A 20,018-nucleotide genomic window follows, 5' to 3' on the forward strand; every position below is an offset into this window, starting at 1 on the left:
TTGTATCCTTTCTCACACTCAGTTGTCTCCGGCAGCCCATTCCGTGGTGATAAGGCTGAATGCCTCCCGCACCCCGTCTGCCGTGATCCCGTATTTCCAGTTCTCGTTGGCGTCCAGCAGCTCCGCCGTGTAGATGATCTCCGGCTGCCGGCTCAGCAGGAACCGGTTGCCCCGCACCGCGCGGTACTCCCGGCTGCTGCCGGTGATGGCGGTGATCCGCAGGAAGGGCTCCGCCTCTTCTCCATCACCACCCAGGATATAGAAAGTGGCGGAGGTCTCGTCCGGCGCTGCCATCCGGCTGATCCAGATTCGGTTCACCCACTCCTCCGGCAGGCGGAAATACCACTTGTCCTCCATGTTGTGATAGGTCCGCAGGACCACAGTGCCATTGCCTCCGCTGTCGTAGCGGTACCAGTCCACCCGCTGGTAGGACAGGCCCTCGTTGGCCAGAGACAGAAGCTGGGTGGGCCAGGGGACCTCCGTCAGTCCGTCGCCGTTGATATCCGTGGGATACAGGGAGCAGTAGGGCGCGATCTGGGAGGAAACGCCGGTGAGCTCTGAAAGGACGATGTTGCTCAGTTCCCCGTTCCGCACCGCCAGAATATCCGTGATGGCCCGGGGCATCTCTGTGACGCCGGTGACGAACAGGGCCGGGACCTCCCCTTCCAGCTTGCCCGCGGTCACGCGGCCCTGCTGGCTCAGCTCAGCCATAGTGACAGAGATACGGGCGGAGGACTGGCTGTTGAAGCTTCCGTCGGGCTGCCAGCTGTAATAATCCGCCACACCGTCGCCCTCTTCATCTGCCCGGATGACCACCAGCTCCCGCCGCCGGTCCTGGTCCAGGTCCGTGGTAATGTATTTCACATAGTTGGCCCGCACCAGAGCCTCCATGCCACTGATTCCCTTGGTGTAGACCTCCAGCACCTGCTGATCCACGGCGATCTTCCAGCCCACCAGCAGTTCCATCCGCCCGTCGCCGTTCAGGTCCTCATAGGCCATGCTGTAAATACCGGTGCCAGTGCCTTCGATCAGGCCGGACTGCTGATAACTGTCCTCACCTGCAGTAAAAATATAGATCTTCAGGGGTTTTTCGTCATTGGGATTGCGGAAGAAGGCCACAGCCTCCTCCCGTCCGTCCCCGTCCAGGTCCACCAGCTGCACCGGCTGGGTATTGGTGCCGGAGGTGGGAGCGGCATACTCCGCGCCGCCGTCCAGAATGTCGCTGAGGAGGGCATTGAGGTCCGTATACTTTTCCGGCAGGGTGGGGAGGGCATACAGGTCCTGGGGATTGAGGATCATCTTCGGCACACTACAGCCGGTCAGCAGATACAGCGCCGCCAGCAGTACGCCGGACAGCACCAGTGTTTTCCAGCCCCGTTTCACCGTTACCCTCCTCCTTTCCAGTCAAATGCGCATAGTTTAACAGATATTATCATAGCACATCCCCCGGTATTTGGGTAGCTTTTCTTTGGATTTTCCGTGCTTTTAACGGTATGTTCATTTTTTATGGATACCGGGTAAATCTCCTCTTGAATTTTGCCCCGGTGTCTTGTATAATGGGCAAGTACCATCAGCCGGTGTGATGGAATTGGTAGACGTGACGGACTCAAAATCCGTTGGTAGCGATACCGTGTGGGTTCGAGTCCCACCACCGGCACCACGTCGTCGCGGACTGCATATCGTTCGCGACGACGTTTTCTTTTTCAAAGCAAACGTCATCTCTCACTCATTTCGTCGCTTCTCCTTTCCGAATCGAACCCGCTGCGCTGGGCTTCGATTCGGGTTGGGAAACGTAAATATCCGAATCGAAGCCACCTGACAAAAAGCGCCCTTAGAGTTGCAATGCTCTAAGGGCGCTCTAATTTTTACGAGTACCCACTTAGGTACCCACTTTTGAAATTTACTGCACCGCAGTGGGCAGGCCGGCCACCCTCAGCTTGGCGTCAAATCCGCCGCCGCGGTAGACAAACATCAGCGTCCGCACCTGCTCATGGGTCAGGTTGATGACGTCGCCGTTGCCGGAGGGGTCGCTGCCGTCACCCTGGATGATGCCGGCGGTCATCAGCACCTCAATCATGGGGCGGAACTGCTCCGGAATGTCCTCCAGATACTGATAGGTCACGTTCTCTCCCTCCTTCCCTTCCTTCGATATCACCGGAGTATTGAACAGGTCCTGCTCCGCCTTCCTGCGGTGCGTCAGGCCGACGAGGACCTTGCCGCCCGCCTTGTCGTACAGCGCCATGGCCGTGCAGATCTGGGGCAGGCTGCGACCCTTGCAGAGGGTTTTCAGATTACCAACGCCGCAGTTAAAGGCAAAAGAGATCAGAGCATCCCGCTGGTTGGCGTTCAGCCAGGCCGTCAGCGGGCAATACGCCGTGTTGTCCACCGCATCCGCGAACCGCTGGCAGTCAGATGCCAGCAGGGCATCCGCCTCCGCCTGGGTGATCCGGTCCCCTTCCCGCACGTCCGGGCCGTAGTGGCCCCAGCCGATGGTCCAGTATTTCTCCGTGGGCACGGGCTTGTAGGCCATCAGGCGGCAGCCCTCGAACTTCTTGATCAGCGCCAGCCCGGCCGCGCCAATGGGCTTGCTCATAGTTCCGCCCTCAGTCCGCAAAGGTCACGCGGCGCGCCTTTGCGGCATAGCCGTCTTCATCATAGAATACGGCAAAGTATCCGCTTCTGACCCTCTGAATGACTACCTGTCCGGCCAGGTCCCTGCGGCGGCACATATCCGGGGTGTTGCGCAAGGGCTTCTCACTGCCGCGGCCGATGTCGATGAGGCCCTCCCGGTCCTCCCGCTCTCCTTTGGCTCTGGCCTCCTCTTCTGTCATGGGCTCCAGGTGATACCCCGCCCCCAGTTCCTTCAGCTTTTCGTTGATCTCCTCCATCGTGAGCTCACCGGCAGCATACTTCTCCATGATCTCGCTGATTACTTTCTTCTCCATAGGATCATCCTTTCCGCATCGTTGTCGCGGTCTCTGCCTTAATAAGCGGGACCGCTCTTAATAGCGGGAGGAAACACACCGGTTTTTGCCCTTTTTCGTGCAACAAAGCTGTTGGGATATCCCGTCCGGCATAAAAATGGCCGGCCGGACATCTGCCCGGCCGGTCTCTTTACTTCGTATTATCCCTGATAGAATTCCCGGATGTAAGCCTGAACATCTTCCCGGGTCCCGGTGAAGGGGCCGGGGGTCTCCATTTTCAGAGAGACGCAGGCAGTGGCATACAGCAGGGCCTCCTCCATATCCGCGCCCAGCATCCGCATGGCCAGGTAGGAGCCGAAGGTGGTGTCGCCCCGGCCGGTGCGGCCAGACAGGTTCCGGGCCTTGATGGGGCAGGTGCAGTACCGCTCTCCGTCATAGGCCAGGATCTCGCTGTTGTGAGAGATGACGACCTCCTTGGCGCCCCACTCATGGAGCTGCCGGGCAGCAGCTGCCCGGTCTGTCAGACCCGTCAGGATCTCCGCCTCGGCGGCGTCCGTCTTGAGGAAATCCATGTAGGGCAGGTACTTCAGCTTCTTCTCCCAGTCGTGGAAGCACAGGGTTCCGTTCTCATTGTGCCGCAGGAAGCCCTGAGCATCGGCGGACACCAGGCCCATCTGGTGCAGCTTCTCGATCAGTGCGTCGGGGAAGTCGCCGTACAGCAGGCCTGCCAAGTGGTACAGGCGGCAGGGCACATCGGGGATCTCCTCCGGCAGCACAGGGTCGGACTGCGCCGGGCAGGAGGAATTGCGCCGCTCCCGGTCGGCGGTGAAATACTCATTGCGCATCAGAGTGGTCTTTTCGGAAGGCAGCAGCGCCGCATCAGCGGGATCGCCGCCCAGGGGCTCCAGCACATCCCGGTCTGCCGGGTTGGCCTTTACGGCGGCAAAAACCTTGGCGCCCGTGGCTCTGGCGGCAGGGGTGCAGAAGGTGACAGCGCCGCCCACGCAGCGGTCCTCCGCGCCGGTGTAGTCGATGTTCACATCTCGGGTAGCGGGGCCAATGATCATCAGATCGTAGGAATTCATGGAAATATCCTCCCTTTTTCATAACGCTCAAATTTCCCGCACCCTTTCCGGGTGCGGGAAATTTGCGGTTTTTCAGCAATACTGGGTGCCTACGCCGTCCACCATGGCATCATAGGCCCGCTTGACCTTGTCATAGTTCTTGTCACGGTCCAGGACCACACCGCGGCCCACGCCGTCCACGATACGGCCCAGACCGATCTGATCCAGTCTGGCGTCCAGCTCAGCCAGCAGAGTGGGAGCGGAGCCCGGCTCGGTGGAGCGGCCGTCGAAGATGATGTGGAAGTAGACCTGCTCCAGTCCGGCCTCCTTGGCCATCTCGCAGACGGAGATGGGATAGTCGATGCAGCCGTGAGAGGACTTGTAGGTCAGGTAGGCCAGCAGGTGCAGGGCGGTGCCGTTCTTCTTGGCGTGCTCAATGGCCTGCAGGAAGATGGGATTCTTCTTGAAGCTGCCGTCCTTCACAGCAGCGTCCAGGCGGACGTCATCCTGCATGACGCAGCGGCCCGCGCCCAGGTTGGAGTGGCCGGCCTCGGAGTTGCCGGCCTTGCCGGCGCCCAGGCCCACGAACTCGCCGGAGGCGTGGAGCTTGCTCCAGGACTGTTCAGCCAGCAGGGAATCCCAGTAGGGGGTGTCTGCCACATGGATGGCGTCGTTCTCGTCGCCGGAGCCCAGGCCCCAGCCGTCGCAGATGATGAGCAGCATTTTGCGGTCCTTGCCCCAGTCCTTGCCAACAGCCAGGGACTTGCCGTCCATCTCGGCGGGCTGCGGAATGCCCATGACCTCCAGAACCGTGGGGGCAACATCGCCCAGGGAGCCGTCCCGCAGGGTGATGGGAGCCTTGTCGGCGGGATCGATCATGATGAAGGGCACCAGGTTGGTGGTATGGGCGCCGTCGGGTTTGCCGGCAGCGGTGTACAGCTTCTCAATGTTGCCGTGGTCGGCGGTGATGGCCACCACGTAGCCCTTTGCCAGAGCGTCGTTGACGACCTTGTCCAGGTAGCGGCTGACATGGCCGCAGGCCTCGATCTTGGCAGCGGTGTTCTGGGTGTGGCCGATGACGTCGCCGTTGGCGAAGTTGGTGACCACGAAGTCGTACTTGCCCAGAGCATCCATCACCGTATCCGCCACCTTGGGCAGAGACAGCTCAGGCTGCTGGTCAAAATCGATCCCCTTGGGAGAGGGGATGCAGACATCGTCCTCACCGGGGAAGGGGTTGTTTTCACCGCCGTTGAAGAAGAAGGTCACATGGGCGAACTTCTCGCTCTCGGCGCAGTGGAACTGACTCTTGCCGGCCTCGCTGAGGATCTGGGCCAGGGGCTTCACCACCTTGGCGGGAGCGAAGGCGATGGGCAGGTCCTTGAATTTATCATGATACATGGTCATGATGACAAAGTCAAGGTCGTTCAGCTTCCGGCGCTCCACCTTGTCGAAGGGATCGTCGGTGAACATCTCGGTCAGCTCGATCTCACGCTCGCCGCGGCGGCAGCAGAACACCACGGAATCGCCGTCGCTGATCTTGCCCACGGGCTTTCCGTCCTCCACCAGGAGCATAGGTTCCAGATGGTAGTCGTCCTGACCCAGTTCGTATGCTTTCTTGACGGCTTCCGCCAGCTGGGCGCCGCCGCGTTTACTATCAGACATGAAATATACCTCCTATTACAAGTTACTGCCCGTCATCGGGGGCAATCAGCTTATCGACAGCCACCTGACCGCAGGCGGGGAAGATGTCCAGCAGCTGGGGGAAGGTGTAGATCTTGCCGCTGGGCATATTCTCCTCGGTAAGCTTCAGGGGCTTGTTTTTGTTGTACTGGACAGCCACGGTCATGCCGAAGTCCACGGCCTTGGCGCCGACGATGTCGCGGTTGAGGTTGTCGCCGACGTAGCAGCAGTTCTCCGGCTGGGCACCGACTTCCTCCATGGCATAGTAGTAAATGGCAGGACCCGGCTTGCGAACATAGGTGATGGAGGACTGCTGCACGGTCTTGAAGTAGGGCCGCAGGCCGTCGGCATCCAGCCACTCGTCCACCTCGCGCTTGCCCACCAGGTCGCTGATGATGCCCAAGGTGTAGCCACGCTTGCACAGCTCCTTGACGGTCTCGGCGCCACCTTCCACCACGGTACGGCGGCCCTTGGTCTGGCGATACTGGTAGGTCAGCTCGGCGGCGTTCTTCAGGATGCGCTCCCGGTCCATGTCGTAGGCCAGCCAGCGGGTCCAAAGGACCTCCTCGGGAGCCTCGCACATATACTTCAGCGCCCACTCACGGTACTTGTCGTACCGCTTGTCGATCACGTCGTCAAACCACTTGTTGGGATCATCGGTCTCCACACCGCACAGCTCGGCGATCTTGGCCCGGGCTGCGGAAAGATAGGCGGGGTCCTCGTCGATGACGCGGAAGGTACCGCCCAGGTCGATGAAGATGTAACGGATATCAGTATTCATAGTAATGACCTCCATAACGCGGGACGCGTCCGGGTGACCCCGGACGTCCCGTATCGATTCAGTTCAGGGGCGGCAGCAGGTCCAGGATCTCCCGGAAATCCTTGATGATGGCATCAGGGCGGTTCTCCTCGGTGAACTCCACGGCGTGCTTCTTCTCGGGAGACTCGAAGATGATGTTGCAGCCCACGCCGGCTTTCTTGGCACCGGGAATATCCCGCTTGATGTTGTCAGCCACGGACACGCAGTCCGCCAGGTCCACGCCCATTTCCTTGGCGCAGAGCTGATAGATCTCAAAACCGGGCTTGCGCAGATGGCACACAGAGGAGAGAATGACGGAATCGAAGTACTTGTCCAGACCGTCCTCCTCCAGCCAGTCGGGCACCTCGTTCTCACCGATGAGGTTGGAGATGATGCCCAGCTTGTAGCCGCGCTCATGGAGACCCTTGATGACCTCCACACCGCCGTCCACGACGACGCGGCGGCCCTTGGTCTGGCGGTACTGGAAGCTCAGCTCGTGGCAGACCTGCTTGATGCGCTCCTGGTCATAGTCAGGCAGCAGCCACTTGCACCACAGCTCCTCGTCACCGGATTCCTTGTATTCGCCCAGAGCCCACACACGATAGGGCTCATAGCGTTCCTCGATCACCTGGTAGAATTCCTCGTAGGGCATCTCCGTGCCGGCCAGCTCCGCCATTTTCCGGCGGGCGTGCTTCATATAGGGTTCATCCTTCAGCGCGATACGCAGCGTACCGCCCAGATCAAAAAAGACTGCCTTATAACGTTTATTCAGTTCCATGGGATGAAGCCTCCTCTCTTTTAAGTGCGGGCGGGAAAAATATCCAACAATTCGCCCAGATTTTCAATCAGATAGTCACAGGCCTCCCGCTTCTCCTCCACACGGCCCTTCTTGGGATCGTGGATCAGGATCATGCAGCCGAAGCCGGCGGCCCGGGTCCCCTCTACATCCCGGTCGATGTTGTCGCCCACATAGGCGCAGCCGGCCTCGGGGGTGCCGCAGCAGCGGCAGGCCAGATGGTAGATGGCCGGGTCCGGTTTCCGCAGACGCACCTTGGCGGAGAGGATCGTGGTGGTGAAGCAGTGGGAGATGCCCTCCTCGATCATCCAGTTGGTGATCTCCGTCTCGGTGATAGTATTTGCGATGACGCCCAGCTTGTAGCCGCGGCGGTAGAGCTCCCTGACCGTCTCCACTGTGTCGAACCGGGTCAGGCGCTTGCCGTTGGTACCATCCCGCCAAAGGGTGGTCAGTTCCTGGGCATGAGCCGCCACATACTCGGGCTCCACATCCGGCAGCATGATCTGCTGCCAGAACTCGATCTCAGGATAGTCCAGCAAATCGATCTTGGATCTCTCCCGGTACACATCATAGCGGGCCTTCAGCTTGTCGTAAAAGGCCTGGGGATCTTCCTTGCTCCCGGCCAGCTCCGCCAGCTTCCGGCGGCCTTCCGCGATAAACGCGGGGTCCTTGTCAGTCACCCGCAGGGTGCTGCCAATGTCAAAGAAAATGGTTTGAATATTGGAAGCACTCATAATTACATGCTTGCCCGGTCGGGGAACAGATCCAGCAGTTCCCGGATGGCCTTGATGCGGTAATCAGGCTTCACCGTGGGGGCCTTGCCCTCCCGGTCTGCCGTTCCGGCATCCTCATACAGGATCATGCTGCCGTAACCGGCGTCCACGGCACCTTCCACGTCGCGGACCGGGTTGTCGCCCACGTAAGCGCAGTTCTCAGGGACAGAGCCGATGCAGCGGGAGGCCAGCAGATAGATGGCGGGATCGGGCTTCCGCAGGCGTACCTTGGAGGAGAGGATCACGGTCTGGAAGCAGTCGGCCACCTGGTCGTGGCACATCCAGTCGGGGATCTCCGTCTCGGTAATGGTGTTGGCAATGATGCCCAGCTTGTAGCCGCGGCGCTTCAGCTCCAGCAGCGTGTCCTTCACGTCATCGTGAGGCACCCGGCGGCCATCGTGGTCACGCCACAGGCGGGTCAGACGGGCGGCATTGGGTGCGATGACCTCCGCGGGATAATCCGGCAGCAGGTACTGGAGCCACAGCTCCATTTCAGACACATCCAGCAGGACCGTCTTGGCCAGCTTGCGGTAGGCCTTCCAATTCTTGTTCAGCTTCTCAAAAAACACTTCGTGGGACTCGGTGGCACCGACGATCTTCATCAGTTCCCGGTCTGCGGCGGCGGAGAATTCGGCGTCCTCCACCACATAGCGCAGCGTAGCTCCCACATCAAAGAAAATAGTATCGATATTCCGGTTCATGGGGATACCTCCTTGTTTTTTTGAATCAGATCACGTTCTTGCGGTTACTCGCTTTGTACATGCTTTTTTCTGTTTTGGCCGGAGCCTCAGGCCAACCTATGGGAGGCGCTCCGCCAGGTCTGCGCGTTTCTTTCGGGCTGCCGGAATCCGGCGAACACACTTCTGCCGGATCGCCGCCAGGGGTATCCCTCTCCCTGGAAACGGTTCGTGTGTTCTTCGCCGGTCCGGTCTCCCGTCTTTGCTCAAACGTTTCCGCTTTCTACAATTTGAATTTTACTGTATTTTTTGTATGGTGTCAACACAAATTTTGAATTTTTCACTGTTAAATAATCTAAATTTTCTTTGTTTCTATTATTTTTCGGAATTTATTCGGATATTTCCGGAAATTTTCCGTTTGAGCCAAGAGGCATTTTCGATACCCCTCAAGTGGGGTCCTCCCCCCAAAAAACAGCACCGTCTCTTCTGCCAAAAAGGCTATGATCCCCGCAGCTTTTACATATTGAAAACTTTTTTGGGATTTCCTCTTGATTTCTTTGCGAGAAAAAATTACAATATGGTTACGAAAATCGCATCGTAAATTTTCGACGCGGAGGCATACTTATGAAAAACGTCACGATCAAAGATGTAGCGAAAGCCGCCGGTGTCTCCTACTCTACCGTTTCCCGTGCTCTCTCCGGCAGTCCGGAGATCAGTGCAGACACCCGGGAACGTATTCTCCAAGTCTGCAAGGATATGAACTACACCGCCAACACCGTGGCACGGGCCATGGTCATGAAGAGCACCAAACTGCTGGGCCTGATTCTAACCGGGGTCAACAACCCATTCATGTCAGAGCTGGCATACCATATCGACCGTCAGGCCAGAGCCCGTGGCTACAACATCATTCTGTGCAATTCTTCCCGGGATGCCGAGCAGGAGCGGGAGCAGTTCGAGCTGATGATCGGCCGTCAGGTGGACGGCATCATCCTGTGTCCCTCCGGCCCCGAGAGCTACGAGTCCCTGCGTCCTTACCTGTCCCGCCTGCCCACCGTATTCGTGGGTGAAAACCTGCGGGAAGTCCCTGAGAGCTATGTCTCCGTGGACAATGCCCGGGGCGCCTACATCGGCGTGGAATACCTCTATAACCTGGGCCATCGGGATATTCTCTATTTCGGCCGCCGCCGGGGCAGTACCACCCACCAGCTCCGGGCCGACGGCTACGCCGCCGCCTGCCGGGATCTGGGCCTCACGCCCCAATACTGCAACAATACCTTCTCTTTCACGTCCATCAAATACGGCTACCAGTTGGCCAAGCAGCTTTTCGCCCAAGAGCGGCACTACTCCGCCATCTTCGCCGCTACCGACACCAATGCCCTGGGTATCATGCAGGCCGCCGAAGAGAACGGCATTCGCATCCCGGAGGATATCTCCCTGCTGGGCTTCGATAATATCCGGGACAGCGGCCTGCCCCGCATCAACCTGACCACCATCGAACAGCAGAAGAAAATGCTGGCCTCTGTGGCGGTGGACAGCCTGCTGGACAAGATCCAGAACGAGCTGGCCGGCTACACCCACCGTATCCTGACCCCCACCTTGATCGAGCGTGACTCTTGTGCCCCCTATTCTGGGAAATAAACACCTGATAAAGCAGTACCGCCCCGCCGTTTTTCCAAACGGCGGGGCGGTTGTTTTACCGCTGTATGAGAGTTCAGGCGGTCTCTGCTTCCCGCAGCTGCTGCACGATGGGATAGACCTCATAGATATCCTCCACCATGTAGTCCGGCTCAAACTCCCGCCGGATACCGCTGTCCTTTTCGCCCGTCAGCTTGGAGCAGATCTGGATGGCCTTGGCAAAACCGGCCCGCTTGGAACCGATCACGTCCCGGGAAACCGTGTCTCCCACATAAACGCACTCCTCCGGCTCGGACTGCACCTGCCGCAGGGCCACCGTGAAGATGTCGGTGCAGGGCTTCCGGAAGCCGGTGACAGAGGAGAGTGTCACGTCCTGGAAGTAGTCCCGGATGCCGTATTCCTTCAGAATGTCAAACACCTGATAGAGCGCTGCCGTGTTGCTGATGATACCCAGCTTGATGCCCATCTCCTTCAGGCCTTCCAGCATGGGCACCACCCGGGGACGGAGGCGGCGGTGATAGTGGGTCACTTCCCACATGTGGGCGATCTCCTCACAGTGGGGTGCCAGCGTCTCTCTGGGGAAGCCGAAATCCGTCAGCACATAGTCGCACCAAATCTCCACAGGCTTCAGCTCCACATCACAGGAGTCCCGATAGGCCCCGTAGCGCTTCCAGCCTGCATCCACCCGGCGCTTCAACTCCTCCAGATCCACCTGGGGGTCCAGACCGCAGCTCTTCAGGATCTCCGCCAGCTTTTCAACAGCCTCCCGCTCGGAGGCCTCATCCACGAAGATATCCTCCAGAGTGCCTCCCATGTCAAATAAAACAGTCGTAATCATTGTTACCTCCTATCGCCGTCACAGCTTTCCGGAGCTATGACGGTCCCATCCTCATGGATCGTAAAATCCACAGAATTCCAATAATCCGCCTGGTGCCACGGGGCGGAAAACGAATCGGTGAACAGCACACAGGCGCCGGTCCGGCGCAGCAGTTCCACAGCCCCCTGAGAAGGGCGGTCCTTGTGGGGGATGTACTCCGATTTGCAGGAGATCACCGCCCATGTAGGACGGAGCTTCTCCGCCAGTTTTTCCGTCATAGACTTTGCATCTCCGTGATGCGGCACCTTGAAAATATCACAGGGCGTAAGCGCCTCGTTCTCCCACACGCAGCCATAGCAGTCCCCTGCCAGCTCCATGACACGCCCCGCGTAAGTCAGGCGTACCCGCAGAGAGCCGGGGTTTCTGGATTTGGCAGCCCAGTACTTCAGGTCCTCCGGCACGGGAAGGCCCCGGAGCATGTCCCCCCATACCAGCCGCTGGGCAGCGTTTTCCGTCCGGTTGGGACAGATGATATCCACGGACAGCCGGGGTGTCAGAGGAAGCGCCCGAAGGGTTTCGGATACCGTATGCAGCCTGCATCCCATCTCCCGCAGCCGGTCCGCATTCTCAGCCCATTCGTTGAGACATTCAATCAATCCGCGAACGGTCTTTTGCCCGTCAGGCTCCAGGGGAGCACGCTCTCCCGGACCGCCGGGGAAAAAACCGGAATATACGTTGTCAATCATGATCTCCGGCAACAGGTTTCCAAGACCGCCGGAGTGGTCTGTATGCAGGTGGGTGACCACCAGCACGTCCAGATGCGTGATCTTCTTCTCACGCAGATAGTCGATGGTCCGGCATCGCAGGGAATCGGGCACATCTCCCAGTTCCTGCCGTCCGGTGTCCACCATCATGCGGAACACCCGATCTCCCTCCCAATCCTCGATCAGAATGGAGTCGCCGTCCGCCACATTGATAAAATGGATGTTCAGCATCCGTTATCACCGCCGCTGAAGAGATTTTTTCCAGTCCGGCTCATCATCCGGCTTGGGAGGTACATAGTCCCGCCGGAAAAGGTAGTATGTCACCGCCAGTCCCAGGGCCAACGGGATCACGACGAACCAACCGTAAAAGGTCAGCAGAGCCCCGACAGCGCCGGTCCCCCGCAGGTAAATCAGCAGCGTGATCAGACAGGCAGCGGCATACAGTGCCAGCCACAGATAGGTGCCGAACATCAGCCGCTTGTCCGTCAGGACAAAATGCAGCAGTATACTCACCAGCAGTCCTACGATAGCAGCCGCCAGGGATTGGATCAGGTTGCCCCAGAAGACCGGAAGCCCCGCCGTCAGATTATGGAGTCCTTCGATCACAACAAAGAAGGCGGCTCCGTATACCGCCAGCATCACAAAGCTGAGGCAGAAGGTGTATACCAACAATCCGCTTTTGGGCTTTCCGTTCTCCGTCATCCGGAAGGCAGACCAGAAACTGTCCGCCGCCTTGGTGACTTTTTCGTTCCACTCCTTGTCCTGAATGGGGTTGGTGCCTTTGCTCAGCATGGAGTTCCTCCTTTTTAAAAGGGCGGGCAGCCGGCTGGCTGCCCGCCCGGTGCGTGGTTTGATCAGCTGTCAGATATGTATGATCACTTCTTCTGGTTCAGCCAGTAAGTCCACATATCCTGAACGTCGGGATAGATTGCATAGATGGCGTCGATGTCATTGGGACGGGCGCCCAGCTCAGACAGCTTGGCGGGGTTCTTCTTGTCCTCAACGTCGTCACGCAGGGGCCAGTTGCCGACCTTGGTGAAGGGCTTCAGACCACCGCTCTGGCCATCAGCGCCGCCGGTGATGTAGCGGATGAACAGACGGGCACCAGCAGGGCTGTCGGTACCGGCAGCAACGAACAGGGACTCGGTGTTCAGCAGAGCGTTGTAGGGCTTCAGGTCGATGCACCAATCAATGTTGTAACCGGACTCCTCCTGGTTCTCGATCTTGCCGGCAGAAGCCAGGCACAGAGCGGGTTCGTCCTTGGTGGAGTTGTGAACGGCCAGCACCAGCTCGTCGCCGTCGCCGATGAAGGTCATCTCAGCCTGAGTGAAGCGCCACAGGTACTCTACGCCGGCGTTGTTCTCGGGCACCTCGAAGTTGAACTTGGAAGCGTCATAGGTGTACTCCAGATCCTTGCCGTAGACGCGCTTGTAATCGGCCTCCATCTCGTCAGCATGGTTGATGAAGCTGGCGAACAGGGACAGGTAAGCGGACTCCTGACCGATCTCCTTGGTGTACAGGTGGAAACGCTGATTGCCATTCTCGTCCTTCTCAATGATCTGCCACCAGCTGTCGATAGGCTGACCATCGGGGAACGCCTCGGTGTTGTAATACCAGAAAGCCTGAGAAGCGTACAGAGGATAGCTGTACTTCAGGTTGCCCTCTTCGATGTGGGAGCAGATGTCACGGGGATAGAAGGGCTCCAGGATGCCCTGGTTGTACCACTCGTAGAACACGCTGCCGTTGACGTCCTTGGTCTGCAGCACGTCGGCGGTGACGTTGCCGGTCTCATGCTCGATCTGAGCCTTGCTCAGGACCTCGTCGGAGTCCAGGTCGGAAACAACCAGATCCAGGCCGGGATACATCTCTTCGAAGGGCTCCTCGGCCTTCAGCATCTTGGAAGAGGTGGCGTAGATGTTCAGGACCGTGTCCTCCTTCAGCGCCATCTCATACAGCTCGTCGTCGGTCATGTCGCTCCAGTCATCATAATAGGGACCATAGGCCTCAGCGCCGGTCTCAGGGTCATAGCCCAGAGGCAGGTCGGTGGTGGGCTCTGCCGCAGGTTCCTCAGTGGCAGGAGCATCGGGGGTGGTGCTGGGGGTCTCGGCCTTCTTGCCGCAGGACGCAAGGCTGAGAACCATGACAGCAGCCAGCAACAGTGCAAACAGCTTCTTTTTCATCGGGTCTTCTCCTTTCGTTTTGAAAACATTTAGGGAATTCCGCTGGGACATTTATAAACTCGCGATTACATCGCGCGTTTAATGAGACGGGTGGTTTCCTTATTATAAACGTTGATCTTGTTCTGGTCAATGATGGCCCAGACCTGCTGGTCCAGATCGTAGTGGACCTGGCCGATCTCCTTCACCAGGAACTCCTCATCGCCGGCCTTCAGGGTCACGATGGTCTCGGAACCGGCGGGCTGGTTGGCGTAGATGGTGACAGGCAGAGCGCCCTCCACGGGCTCCCGGGAGATTGCAATCTGCTCGGGACGGCAGGCCAGCACGCAGTCGAACTCGCCGCTGGCGGGCTTCTCCTCGTCAGTCAGGGTCTCGGGACCGAAGGTGTGGTTGCCCAGCTCACTCTTGACCACCAGCTGGCCGTTCTTCATCTCGGCCTTGCCGGGGATCAGGTTGATGCGGGGATTGCCGATGAAGTCGGCGGCCTCCAGGTCGATGGGGTTGTTGTACAGCTCCATGGGGGTGGCCACCTGGTTCAGCTCGCCAGCCTTGAACAGAGCGATCTTGGTGGACATGGTCAGAGCCTCGGTCTGGTCATGGGTCACGTAAATGATGGTGGTGCCCAGTTCCTTGTGCAGACGCTGCAGCTCGGCGCGCATGTCGATACGCAGCTTGGCGTCCAGGTTGGACAGGGGCTCATCCAGCAGCAGCAGCTTGGGGCTGGAGGCCACGGCACGGGCGATGGCCACGCGCTGCTGCTGGCCGCCGGACAGCTCGGTGGGATAGCGATCCTTGTACATGTCGATGCGCATCATCTTCAGGGAGTCCATGACGCGGCGATCGATCTCGACTTTGTCCATCTTCTGGATCTTCAGGCCGAAGGCGATGTTTTCATACACGGTCATGTGGGGCCACAGAGCGTAGGACTGGAACACCAGGTTCAGTCCGCGCTTGCTGGGCTCGGCATAGTAGGCCAGGTCGGCGTTGATCATCTCCACGCCGTCGATGGTCATGATACCGTTCTGGGGCTTCTCCAGACCGGAGACCACACGCAGAGTAGTGGTCTTGCCGCAGCCGGAGGGGCCCAGCAGGGTCATGAAGTCGCCATCCTCGATGGTCAGGTTGATGTCCCGCAGCACGTGGTTGCTGCCGTAAAATTTATCAATATGCTTTAATTCAATACGACTCATATCATTCTTTCCTTTCAGTCAAGTACCTAAAGCTCCGGAAATTACCAGCTCTTGCTGATGTCTGCGCCGCCGATCTTGTTGGCCGCGATGTAGCAGAGCAGGATGTAGAACAGCACGACCACGGAGATCGCGTCGGACATCTGGTTGTAGCCCTCCTGAGAGTAGGTGAAGGCCAGATAGGACAGGGTCCGGGTGGTGGGGGTCATCATGATGATGATCAGGTCCAGCTCCTTGGCGATGGAGATGAACACCAGCATGAAGCCGGAGATAAAGCCGTTCTTTGCCAGGGGGATGATAATGGAGGTCATGCGCTTCCAGAAGCTGGCGCCGGCAATGTCGGCGGCCTCTTCCAGTTCCACGCTGATGGACAGCATGTTGGCGGTACCGGAACGGCTGGCGAAGGGGAAGTGCTTGACCACGGAGGTCAGAATGATGAGGGTGAAGGTGCCGTACAGGGAGGGGATCAGGCCGCCCAGGTGAGGACGGGAGAACATGGAGAAGTACATGGTGGAGAACGCCACACCGCTCATCAGGTAGGGCACGAACACCAGCTGCTCGGTGAGATTGCCGTACCACTTGCCGCGGCCGCGGGAGCTGATGTAGCCCAGGAACTGGCCGCAGAAGGCGGTGATGATGGAGGCGATCAGGGACAGGCGGACGGTGTTCCACAGGGACTGCCAGAACTCGTCATGGCGGAAGATGCCGGGATAGTTGGTGTACTTCACGGCGGCGTCCGTCGTGCCGATCCAGTTATACAGGGTCAGGTTCTCGGGACCGTAGCCGGCGCCGGTGGTGATCTGGAAGGTCTCCATGATCAGCACGAAGAAAGGCATCACCATGGCCAGGAACAGGAACACGAACAGGAAGGCCATCATGGGCTTCTTGGCAGCGCCCAGAGGCATCAGGGTGCTGCGGCCGCCCTTGCCGCCCACGGTGGCATAGGACTTGCGGACGCCGATGATGCGCTGGTTGCTCATCAGGATCAGAGCCGCCAGGCCAACCAGAACGATACTCATGGCGTAGCCGACGCCGCGGGGACCCTGGTCGATGAACACGCGCATCTTGGTGGCCAGAGTGTAGTAGCCGATGCGGTTGCCCAGGTTGGCGGCAACGCCGTATGTACCGATGGACTTGGAAACGGTCATGACCAGTGCGGACAGCACGGAGGGCATGATCAGGGGCAGGGTGATATGGCGCAGGATCTGGGCCTTGTTGGCGCCCTGGATCTCACCCATCTCCTCCAGCTCGGAGTTGATGGAGCGGAGCGCGCCGGACACCTGGATATAGGAGAACGCGTAGTAGTGCATGGACATGCACAGGATGATGGCGATGGGCCCGTAGGCCAGCCAGTCGGGGATCGGGATGCCCATGCCGGCCAGGAAGCCGTTGGCGCCGCTGGTGGAGTTGCGGAACACCGCCAGCCAGGCCAGCGCCTTGGTCCAGGAGGGGATCATATAAGGAATGGTGATCAGCAGGCCCAGCACCTTCTTGCCGGGGATGTCGGTACGGATCATCAGCCAGGCCAGCAGGGAACCCAGAGGCACGGAGATCAGGGTGGTCATGGCGCCGCAGAACAGGGAGTGCAGCAGGGGCTCCCACAGCACGGCCTTGCTCATGTTGCTGGCGATCATGTATTTCCAATAGTAAAGGGTAAAGTCACCCACATGTGCGCCGGGGTTGCGCCGAAGCTCGGACTGAGCCAGTGTAAAGGTGGACTTCACCATGGTCAGCAGAGGGATCACGATCAGGCAAAACAGCACGACCAGGCTGACCAGTACGATCATGTTGAACGGGTTCTTGACCACGTTCAGAATTTGGTTTTTGAGCCGCGTCTTACTAAATGGACGGCGTTCTTTCTTCCTTTTCAAAGCTGCGCTCCTTTCTTAAATGCGGGTCTTGCAAAAGTCACCGCAGCCGCCGTGGGATACTTCGGCCGCCGCGGGTATTTTTTCCACTTCTCATCCCTGCCTTTCGACGAACACGTTTCCGCAATCTGATCTTGTTCCGATTATAGCAAAGTTGTAAAAACTAGTCAATTCATTCGCCGGCAAAAGTCACTAATTTGACGTTTTATATATAGTTCTCAGGGAACAAATGAGCATATTTCACAAGTATTTCTGTATCCTTCGGGAGTTTTCCGAATGCAATTTTCGTATTTATTGCAATTTTTTCCGAAACTTTTCGCAAAGCAGTCTCATTCTCCGTTCTTTGCCATGATACAACACTGAGCCGTCTCCCTGCCACCCGTGTCATGTAAGAAGCATGCAAAAAATCCGAAAAGCCCTTCATCACTTCCACTCTCTCTGCGCGCTTTCTTTTTTTACGGCCGCCTCTGTTTTTGAGCGCAAACGTTTTCCGTTGTGCAGTATCGTTGGCTCTACAGATCAATTGCAATAATCCCTAATTTTTCTGTTCATTTTTATCTAATTCGTCCAAAAATGCAAGAAAAATATAAAAAGGTTGACAAAGGTCCCCTATTTGATATATATTTTTTTCGAAAACATTTGCGCTCTGTTTTTCACTATATGAAGACAGAGACGTTCTGAGAAGGAGGACGATGGAGATGCACAAGATCGAAACGCATCTGCACACCAAGATCGTCAGCAAGTGCGGCTGGCTGAGTCCCGAGGAACTGATTGCCGGCTACAAGGCCGCCGGGTATGACGCTATCGTGGTGACGGATCACTATAACCGCACCACCTTTGAATATCTGGGAATCGATACCCGGGCCCCCGGCGACAAGGTAGGTGCTTTCCTGGATGGCTACCGCCGCATGGCGGAGCTGGGCGAGCGGGAAGGCATCCGCGTGTTCAAGGGTGCGGAGCTCCGCTTTGACGAGAGCGAGAACGACTATCTGCTCTACGGCTACGCCGATGAACTGCTGGAGGACCCCGAGGCGCTGTTCCGTATGGGCATTGCCGCTTTCTCCCCCATCGCCCGCGGTCAGGGCGCCCTGCTGGTGCAGGCTCATCCCTACCGCAAAAAGTGCACCCCCGCTATCGCCTGCTACCTGGACGGCGTGGAGGTCCGGAACCAGAATCCCCGCCATGCCAACTTCAACGAGCGTGCCGTGGAGTACGCCCAGCAGTATGGCCTGCTGGGTCTGGCCGGCTCCGACTGCCACCGGACCGAGGACATCGCCACCACCGGTATTCTGTCTGCTGAGCTGCCTGGAGACTCCTTTGGCATGGCACGGCTGATCCGTTCCCGCAATTACACCTTGATTGGTGATTAACTCTTTTCTCCACACACTTACCCCCAAAGTTCACACCCGGAGCGATGAATGCCGCTCCGGGTGTAAACTTTTTGTATACAAATCCGATTTTGTCTGTCAATTGTCGAAAAAAGAGGTATACTAACGCTGTAAAAACAACGCTGTGGGAGGATATATATGAATGCTGACATGCTGCTTCAGGAAGCGGAGCAAATCCGGGACCATGTTCTGCGGGAACGGCGGGCCCTGCACCAGATGCCCGGCACCGGCTTTGATATTGACGACACCCTGTCCTTCGTCCGGCAGGAGCTGACGGAAATGGGTCTCCAGCCCACAGACTGCGGCCGGGCAGGACTTACAGCCCTGGTGGGCGGGAAGCGCCCGGGAAAAGTATTCCTGCTGCGGGCGGACATGGACGCCCTGCCTATCCGGGAGGAGGCGGACGTGGACTTCGCCTCCCGAAATGGCAGGATGCACGCCTGCGGCCACGACCTGCACACCGCCATGCTGCTGGGGGCCGCCCGGCTGCTGAAGGCCCACGAGGACGAGATCGACGGCACGGTGAAGCTGATGTTCCAACCCGCCGAGGAGATCTTTGAGGGCTCCCACAGCATGATCCAAGCGGGCCTGCTGGAAAACCCGAAGGTGGACGCCGCCCTGATGATCCATGTCATGGCAGGGATGCCCTTCCCGGCAGGCACCGTGGTGGTCTCCGCTCCCGGCGTCAGCGCCCCGGCGGCAGACTACTTTGACATCAGGGTCCAGGGCAAGGGTTGCCACGGCTCCATGCCCAACACCGGCGTGGACCCCCTGACCGCCGCCGCCCACATTTTGATTGCTCTCCAGGAGCTCCACGCCCGGGAACTGGCTATGGACGACCGGGCAGTGCTGACCATCGGCACCATGAACGCCGGCACCGCCGCCAACGTCATCCCGGACACCGTCACCATGGGCGGCAGTCTCCGCACCTTTGACGAGGAGACCCGGACCTTCCTGAAGCAGCGGATGACAGAGATCGCCCAGTGTACCGCCAGGGCCTTCCGGGCGGAGGCAGAGGTCACCTTCGGCAGCGGCTGCCCCACCCTGGTCAACGACAAGGACCTGTCCGCCTGCTGCGGGCAGTATATGAAAGAACTGCTGGGTCCGGGAAAGGCCTTTTCCGTGGCGGAGCTCAATGCCATGGGCGGCGGCAGCTCCTCCAAGACCGCCGGGTCCGAGGACTTCGCCTATGTCAGTCAGGAGGTACCCTCCCTTATGCTGGCCCTGGCCGCCGGACAGCCGGAAAAGGGCTACTGCTATCCCCAGCACCACCCCATGGCAAAATTCGATGAAAGCGTCCTCCCCGGCGGCAGCGCCGTCTACGCCTGGGCCGCCCTCCGCTGGCTCCAGGACCACAAGGCATGATCTTTAATATAAAAAGCAAGACGCAGAGAAAGCCTCTGCGTCTTGCTTTTTATATGCGATTGGAACAGGTCCGTGTAAAAAATGCTGCCTTTTCACGGCGCTGA

Annotated in this window: 18 protein-coding genes and 1 tRNA gene; 4 read left to right on the forward strand and 15 right to left on the reverse strand. The window is 58.6% G+C overall.

All coding sequences use genetic code 11. The features are described 5' to 3' along the window. Nucleotides 1-18 precede the first annotated feature (18 nt). On the reverse strand, nucleotides 19-1,383 hold the full coding sequence (locus tag JQM66_RS02705) for an FG-GAP repeat domain-containing protein (protein ID WP_235228261.1): 1,365 nt from the start codon (nucleotides 1,381-1,383) through the stop codon (nucleotides 19-21). 190 nt (nucleotides 1,384-1,573) lie between these two features. Here JQM66_RS02705 and JQM66_RS02710 point away from each other — a divergent pair. Further along, nucleotides 1,574-1,660: transfer RNA gene (locus JQM66_RS02710), tRNA-Leu, on the forward strand. 240 nt (nucleotides 1,661-1,900) lie between these two features. Here JQM66_RS02710 and JQM66_RS02715 read toward each other — a convergent pair. The 8 genes from JQM66_RS02715 to JQM66_RS02750 all read right to left on the reverse strand — a co-directional run bounded on the left by JQM66_RS02715 (nucleotide 1,901) and on the right by JQM66_RS02750 (nucleotide 8,737). Next, nucleotides 1,901-2,593 carry a lysozyme gene (locus tag JQM66_RS02715; RefSeq protein WP_235228262.1) on the reverse strand — a complete coding sequence of 231 codons (693 nt, stop codon included), beginning with the start codon at nucleotides 2,591-2,593 and terminating at the stop codon, nucleotides 1,901-1,903. 10 nt (nucleotides 2,594-2,603) lie between these two features. Next, entirely contained in the window at nucleotides 2,604-2,945 is a 342-nt protein-coding gene (locus JQM66_RS02720) for a hypothetical protein (RefSeq protein ID WP_235228263.1), read from the reverse strand. 179 nt (nucleotides 2,946-3,124) lie between these two features. Further along, on the reverse strand, nucleotides 3,125-4,009 hold the full coding sequence (locus tag JQM66_RS02725; protein WP_235228264.1) for a PfkB family carbohydrate kinase: 885 nt from the start codon (nucleotides 4,007-4,009) through the stop codon (nucleotides 3,125-3,127). Between the two features lie 72 nt (nucleotides 4,010-4,081). Then, complete coding sequence (locus JQM66_RS02730; RefSeq protein ID WP_235228265.1) at nucleotides 4,082-5,650, reverse strand: alkaline phosphatase family protein; 1,569 nt, start codon at nucleotides 5,648-5,650, stop codon at nucleotides 4,082-4,084. 22 nt (nucleotides 5,651-5,672) lie between these two features. After that, a complete protein-coding gene (locus tag JQM66_RS02735) occupies nucleotides 5,673-6,449 on the reverse strand; it encodes an HAD family hydrolase (protein ID WP_235228266.1) in 777 nt (258 codons plus the stop codon). A gap of 58 nt (nucleotides 6,450-6,507) precedes the next feature. Continuing rightward, nucleotides 6,508-7,245, reverse strand: coding sequence for an HAD family hydrolase (locus tag JQM66_RS02740; protein WP_235228267.1), 738 nt, complete (start codon nucleotides 7,243-7,245; stop codon nucleotides 6,508-6,510). A 20-nt stretch (nucleotides 7,246-7,265) separates the two neighbouring features. Beyond that, entirely contained in the window at nucleotides 7,266-7,997 is a 732-nt protein-coding gene (locus tag JQM66_RS02745; protein WP_235228268.1) for an HAD family hydrolase, read from the reverse strand. Between the two features lie 2 nt (nucleotides 7,998-7,999). Continuing rightward, nucleotides 8,000-8,737, reverse strand: a complete 738-nt coding sequence (locus JQM66_RS02750) for an HAD family hydrolase (protein WP_235228269.1) — start codon at nucleotides 8,735-8,737, stop codon at nucleotides 8,000-8,002. Between the two features lie 600 nt (nucleotides 8,738-9,337). Here JQM66_RS02750 and JQM66_RS02755 point away from each other — a divergent pair. Further along, on the forward strand, nucleotides 9,338-10,351 hold the full coding sequence (locus tag JQM66_RS02755; RefSeq protein ID WP_235228270.1) for a LacI family DNA-binding transcriptional regulator: 1,014 nt from the start codon (nucleotides 9,338-9,340) through the stop codon (nucleotides 10,349-10,351). A 73-nt stretch (nucleotides 10,352-10,424) separates the two neighbouring features. Here the strand turns inward: JQM66_RS02755 and JQM66_RS02760 are convergent, their stop codons facing one another. The 6 genes from JQM66_RS02760 to JQM66_RS02785 all read right to left on the reverse strand — a co-directional run bounded on the left by JQM66_RS02760 (nucleotide 10,425) and on the right by JQM66_RS02785 (nucleotide 17,164). After that, nucleotides 10,425-11,186, reverse strand: a complete 762-nt coding sequence (locus JQM66_RS02760; RefSeq protein ID WP_235228271.1) for an HAD family hydrolase — start codon at nucleotides 11,184-11,186, stop codon at nucleotides 10,425-10,427. A gap of 2 nt (nucleotides 11,187-11,188) precedes the next feature. Continuing rightward, nucleotides 11,189-12,160 (reverse strand): ComEC/Rec2 family competence protein, encoded by a 972-nt coding sequence (locus tag JQM66_RS02765; protein ID WP_235228272.1) that lies wholly within the window; start codon nucleotides 12,158-12,160, stop codon nucleotides 11,189-11,191. A gap of 6 nt (nucleotides 12,161-12,166) precedes the next feature. Continuing rightward, nucleotides 12,167-12,721, reverse strand: a complete 555-nt coding sequence (locus JQM66_RS02770; protein ID WP_235228273.1) for a hypothetical protein — start codon at nucleotides 12,719-12,721, stop codon at nucleotides 12,167-12,169. Nucleotides 12,722-12,804: 83 nt separating this feature from the next. Next, a complete protein-coding gene (locus JQM66_RS02775) occupies nucleotides 12,805-14,109 on the reverse strand; it encodes an extracellular solute-binding protein (RefSeq protein WP_235228274.1) in 1,305 nt (434 codons plus the stop codon). 65 nt (nucleotides 14,110-14,174) lie between these two features. Continuing rightward, entirely contained in the window at nucleotides 14,175-15,296 is a 1,122-nt protein-coding gene (locus JQM66_RS02780; RefSeq protein WP_235228275.1) for an ABC transporter ATP-binding protein, read from the reverse strand. A gap of 41 nt (nucleotides 15,297-15,337) precedes the next feature. After that, nucleotides 15,338-17,164 carry an ABC transporter permease gene (locus tag JQM66_RS02785; RefSeq protein ID WP_235228276.1) on the reverse strand — a complete coding sequence of 609 codons (1,827 nt, stop codon included), beginning with the start codon at nucleotides 17,162-17,164 and terminating at the stop codon, nucleotides 15,338-15,340. Between the two features lie 695 nt (nucleotides 17,165-17,859). Between JQM66_RS02785 and JQM66_RS02790 the strand changes: the two genes are divergently transcribed. Together JQM66_RS02790 and JQM66_RS02795 are read left to right on the forward strand one after the other, a co-directional pair. Further along, nucleotides 17,860-18,531, forward strand: a complete 672-nt coding sequence (locus JQM66_RS02790) for a PHP domain-containing protein (RefSeq protein ID WP_235228277.1) — start codon at nucleotides 17,860-17,862, stop codon at nucleotides 18,529-18,531. Between the two features lie 156 nt (nucleotides 18,532-18,687). Further along, the gene (locus tag JQM66_RS02795; protein WP_235228278.1) at nucleotides 18,688-19,914 is read left to right on the forward strand and encodes a M20 metallopeptidase family protein; all 1,227 of its coding nucleotides are present in this window, start codon (nucleotides 18,688-18,690) and stop codon (nucleotides 19,912-19,914) included. Nucleotides 19,915-20,018: the final 104 nt, after the last annotated feature.

This window comes from Oscillibacter valericigenes, from assembly GCF_021531915.1.
GTDB classification, from domain to species: Bacteria; Bacillota; Clostridia; order Oscillospirales; family Oscillospiraceae; genus Oscillibacter; species Oscillibacter valericigenes_A.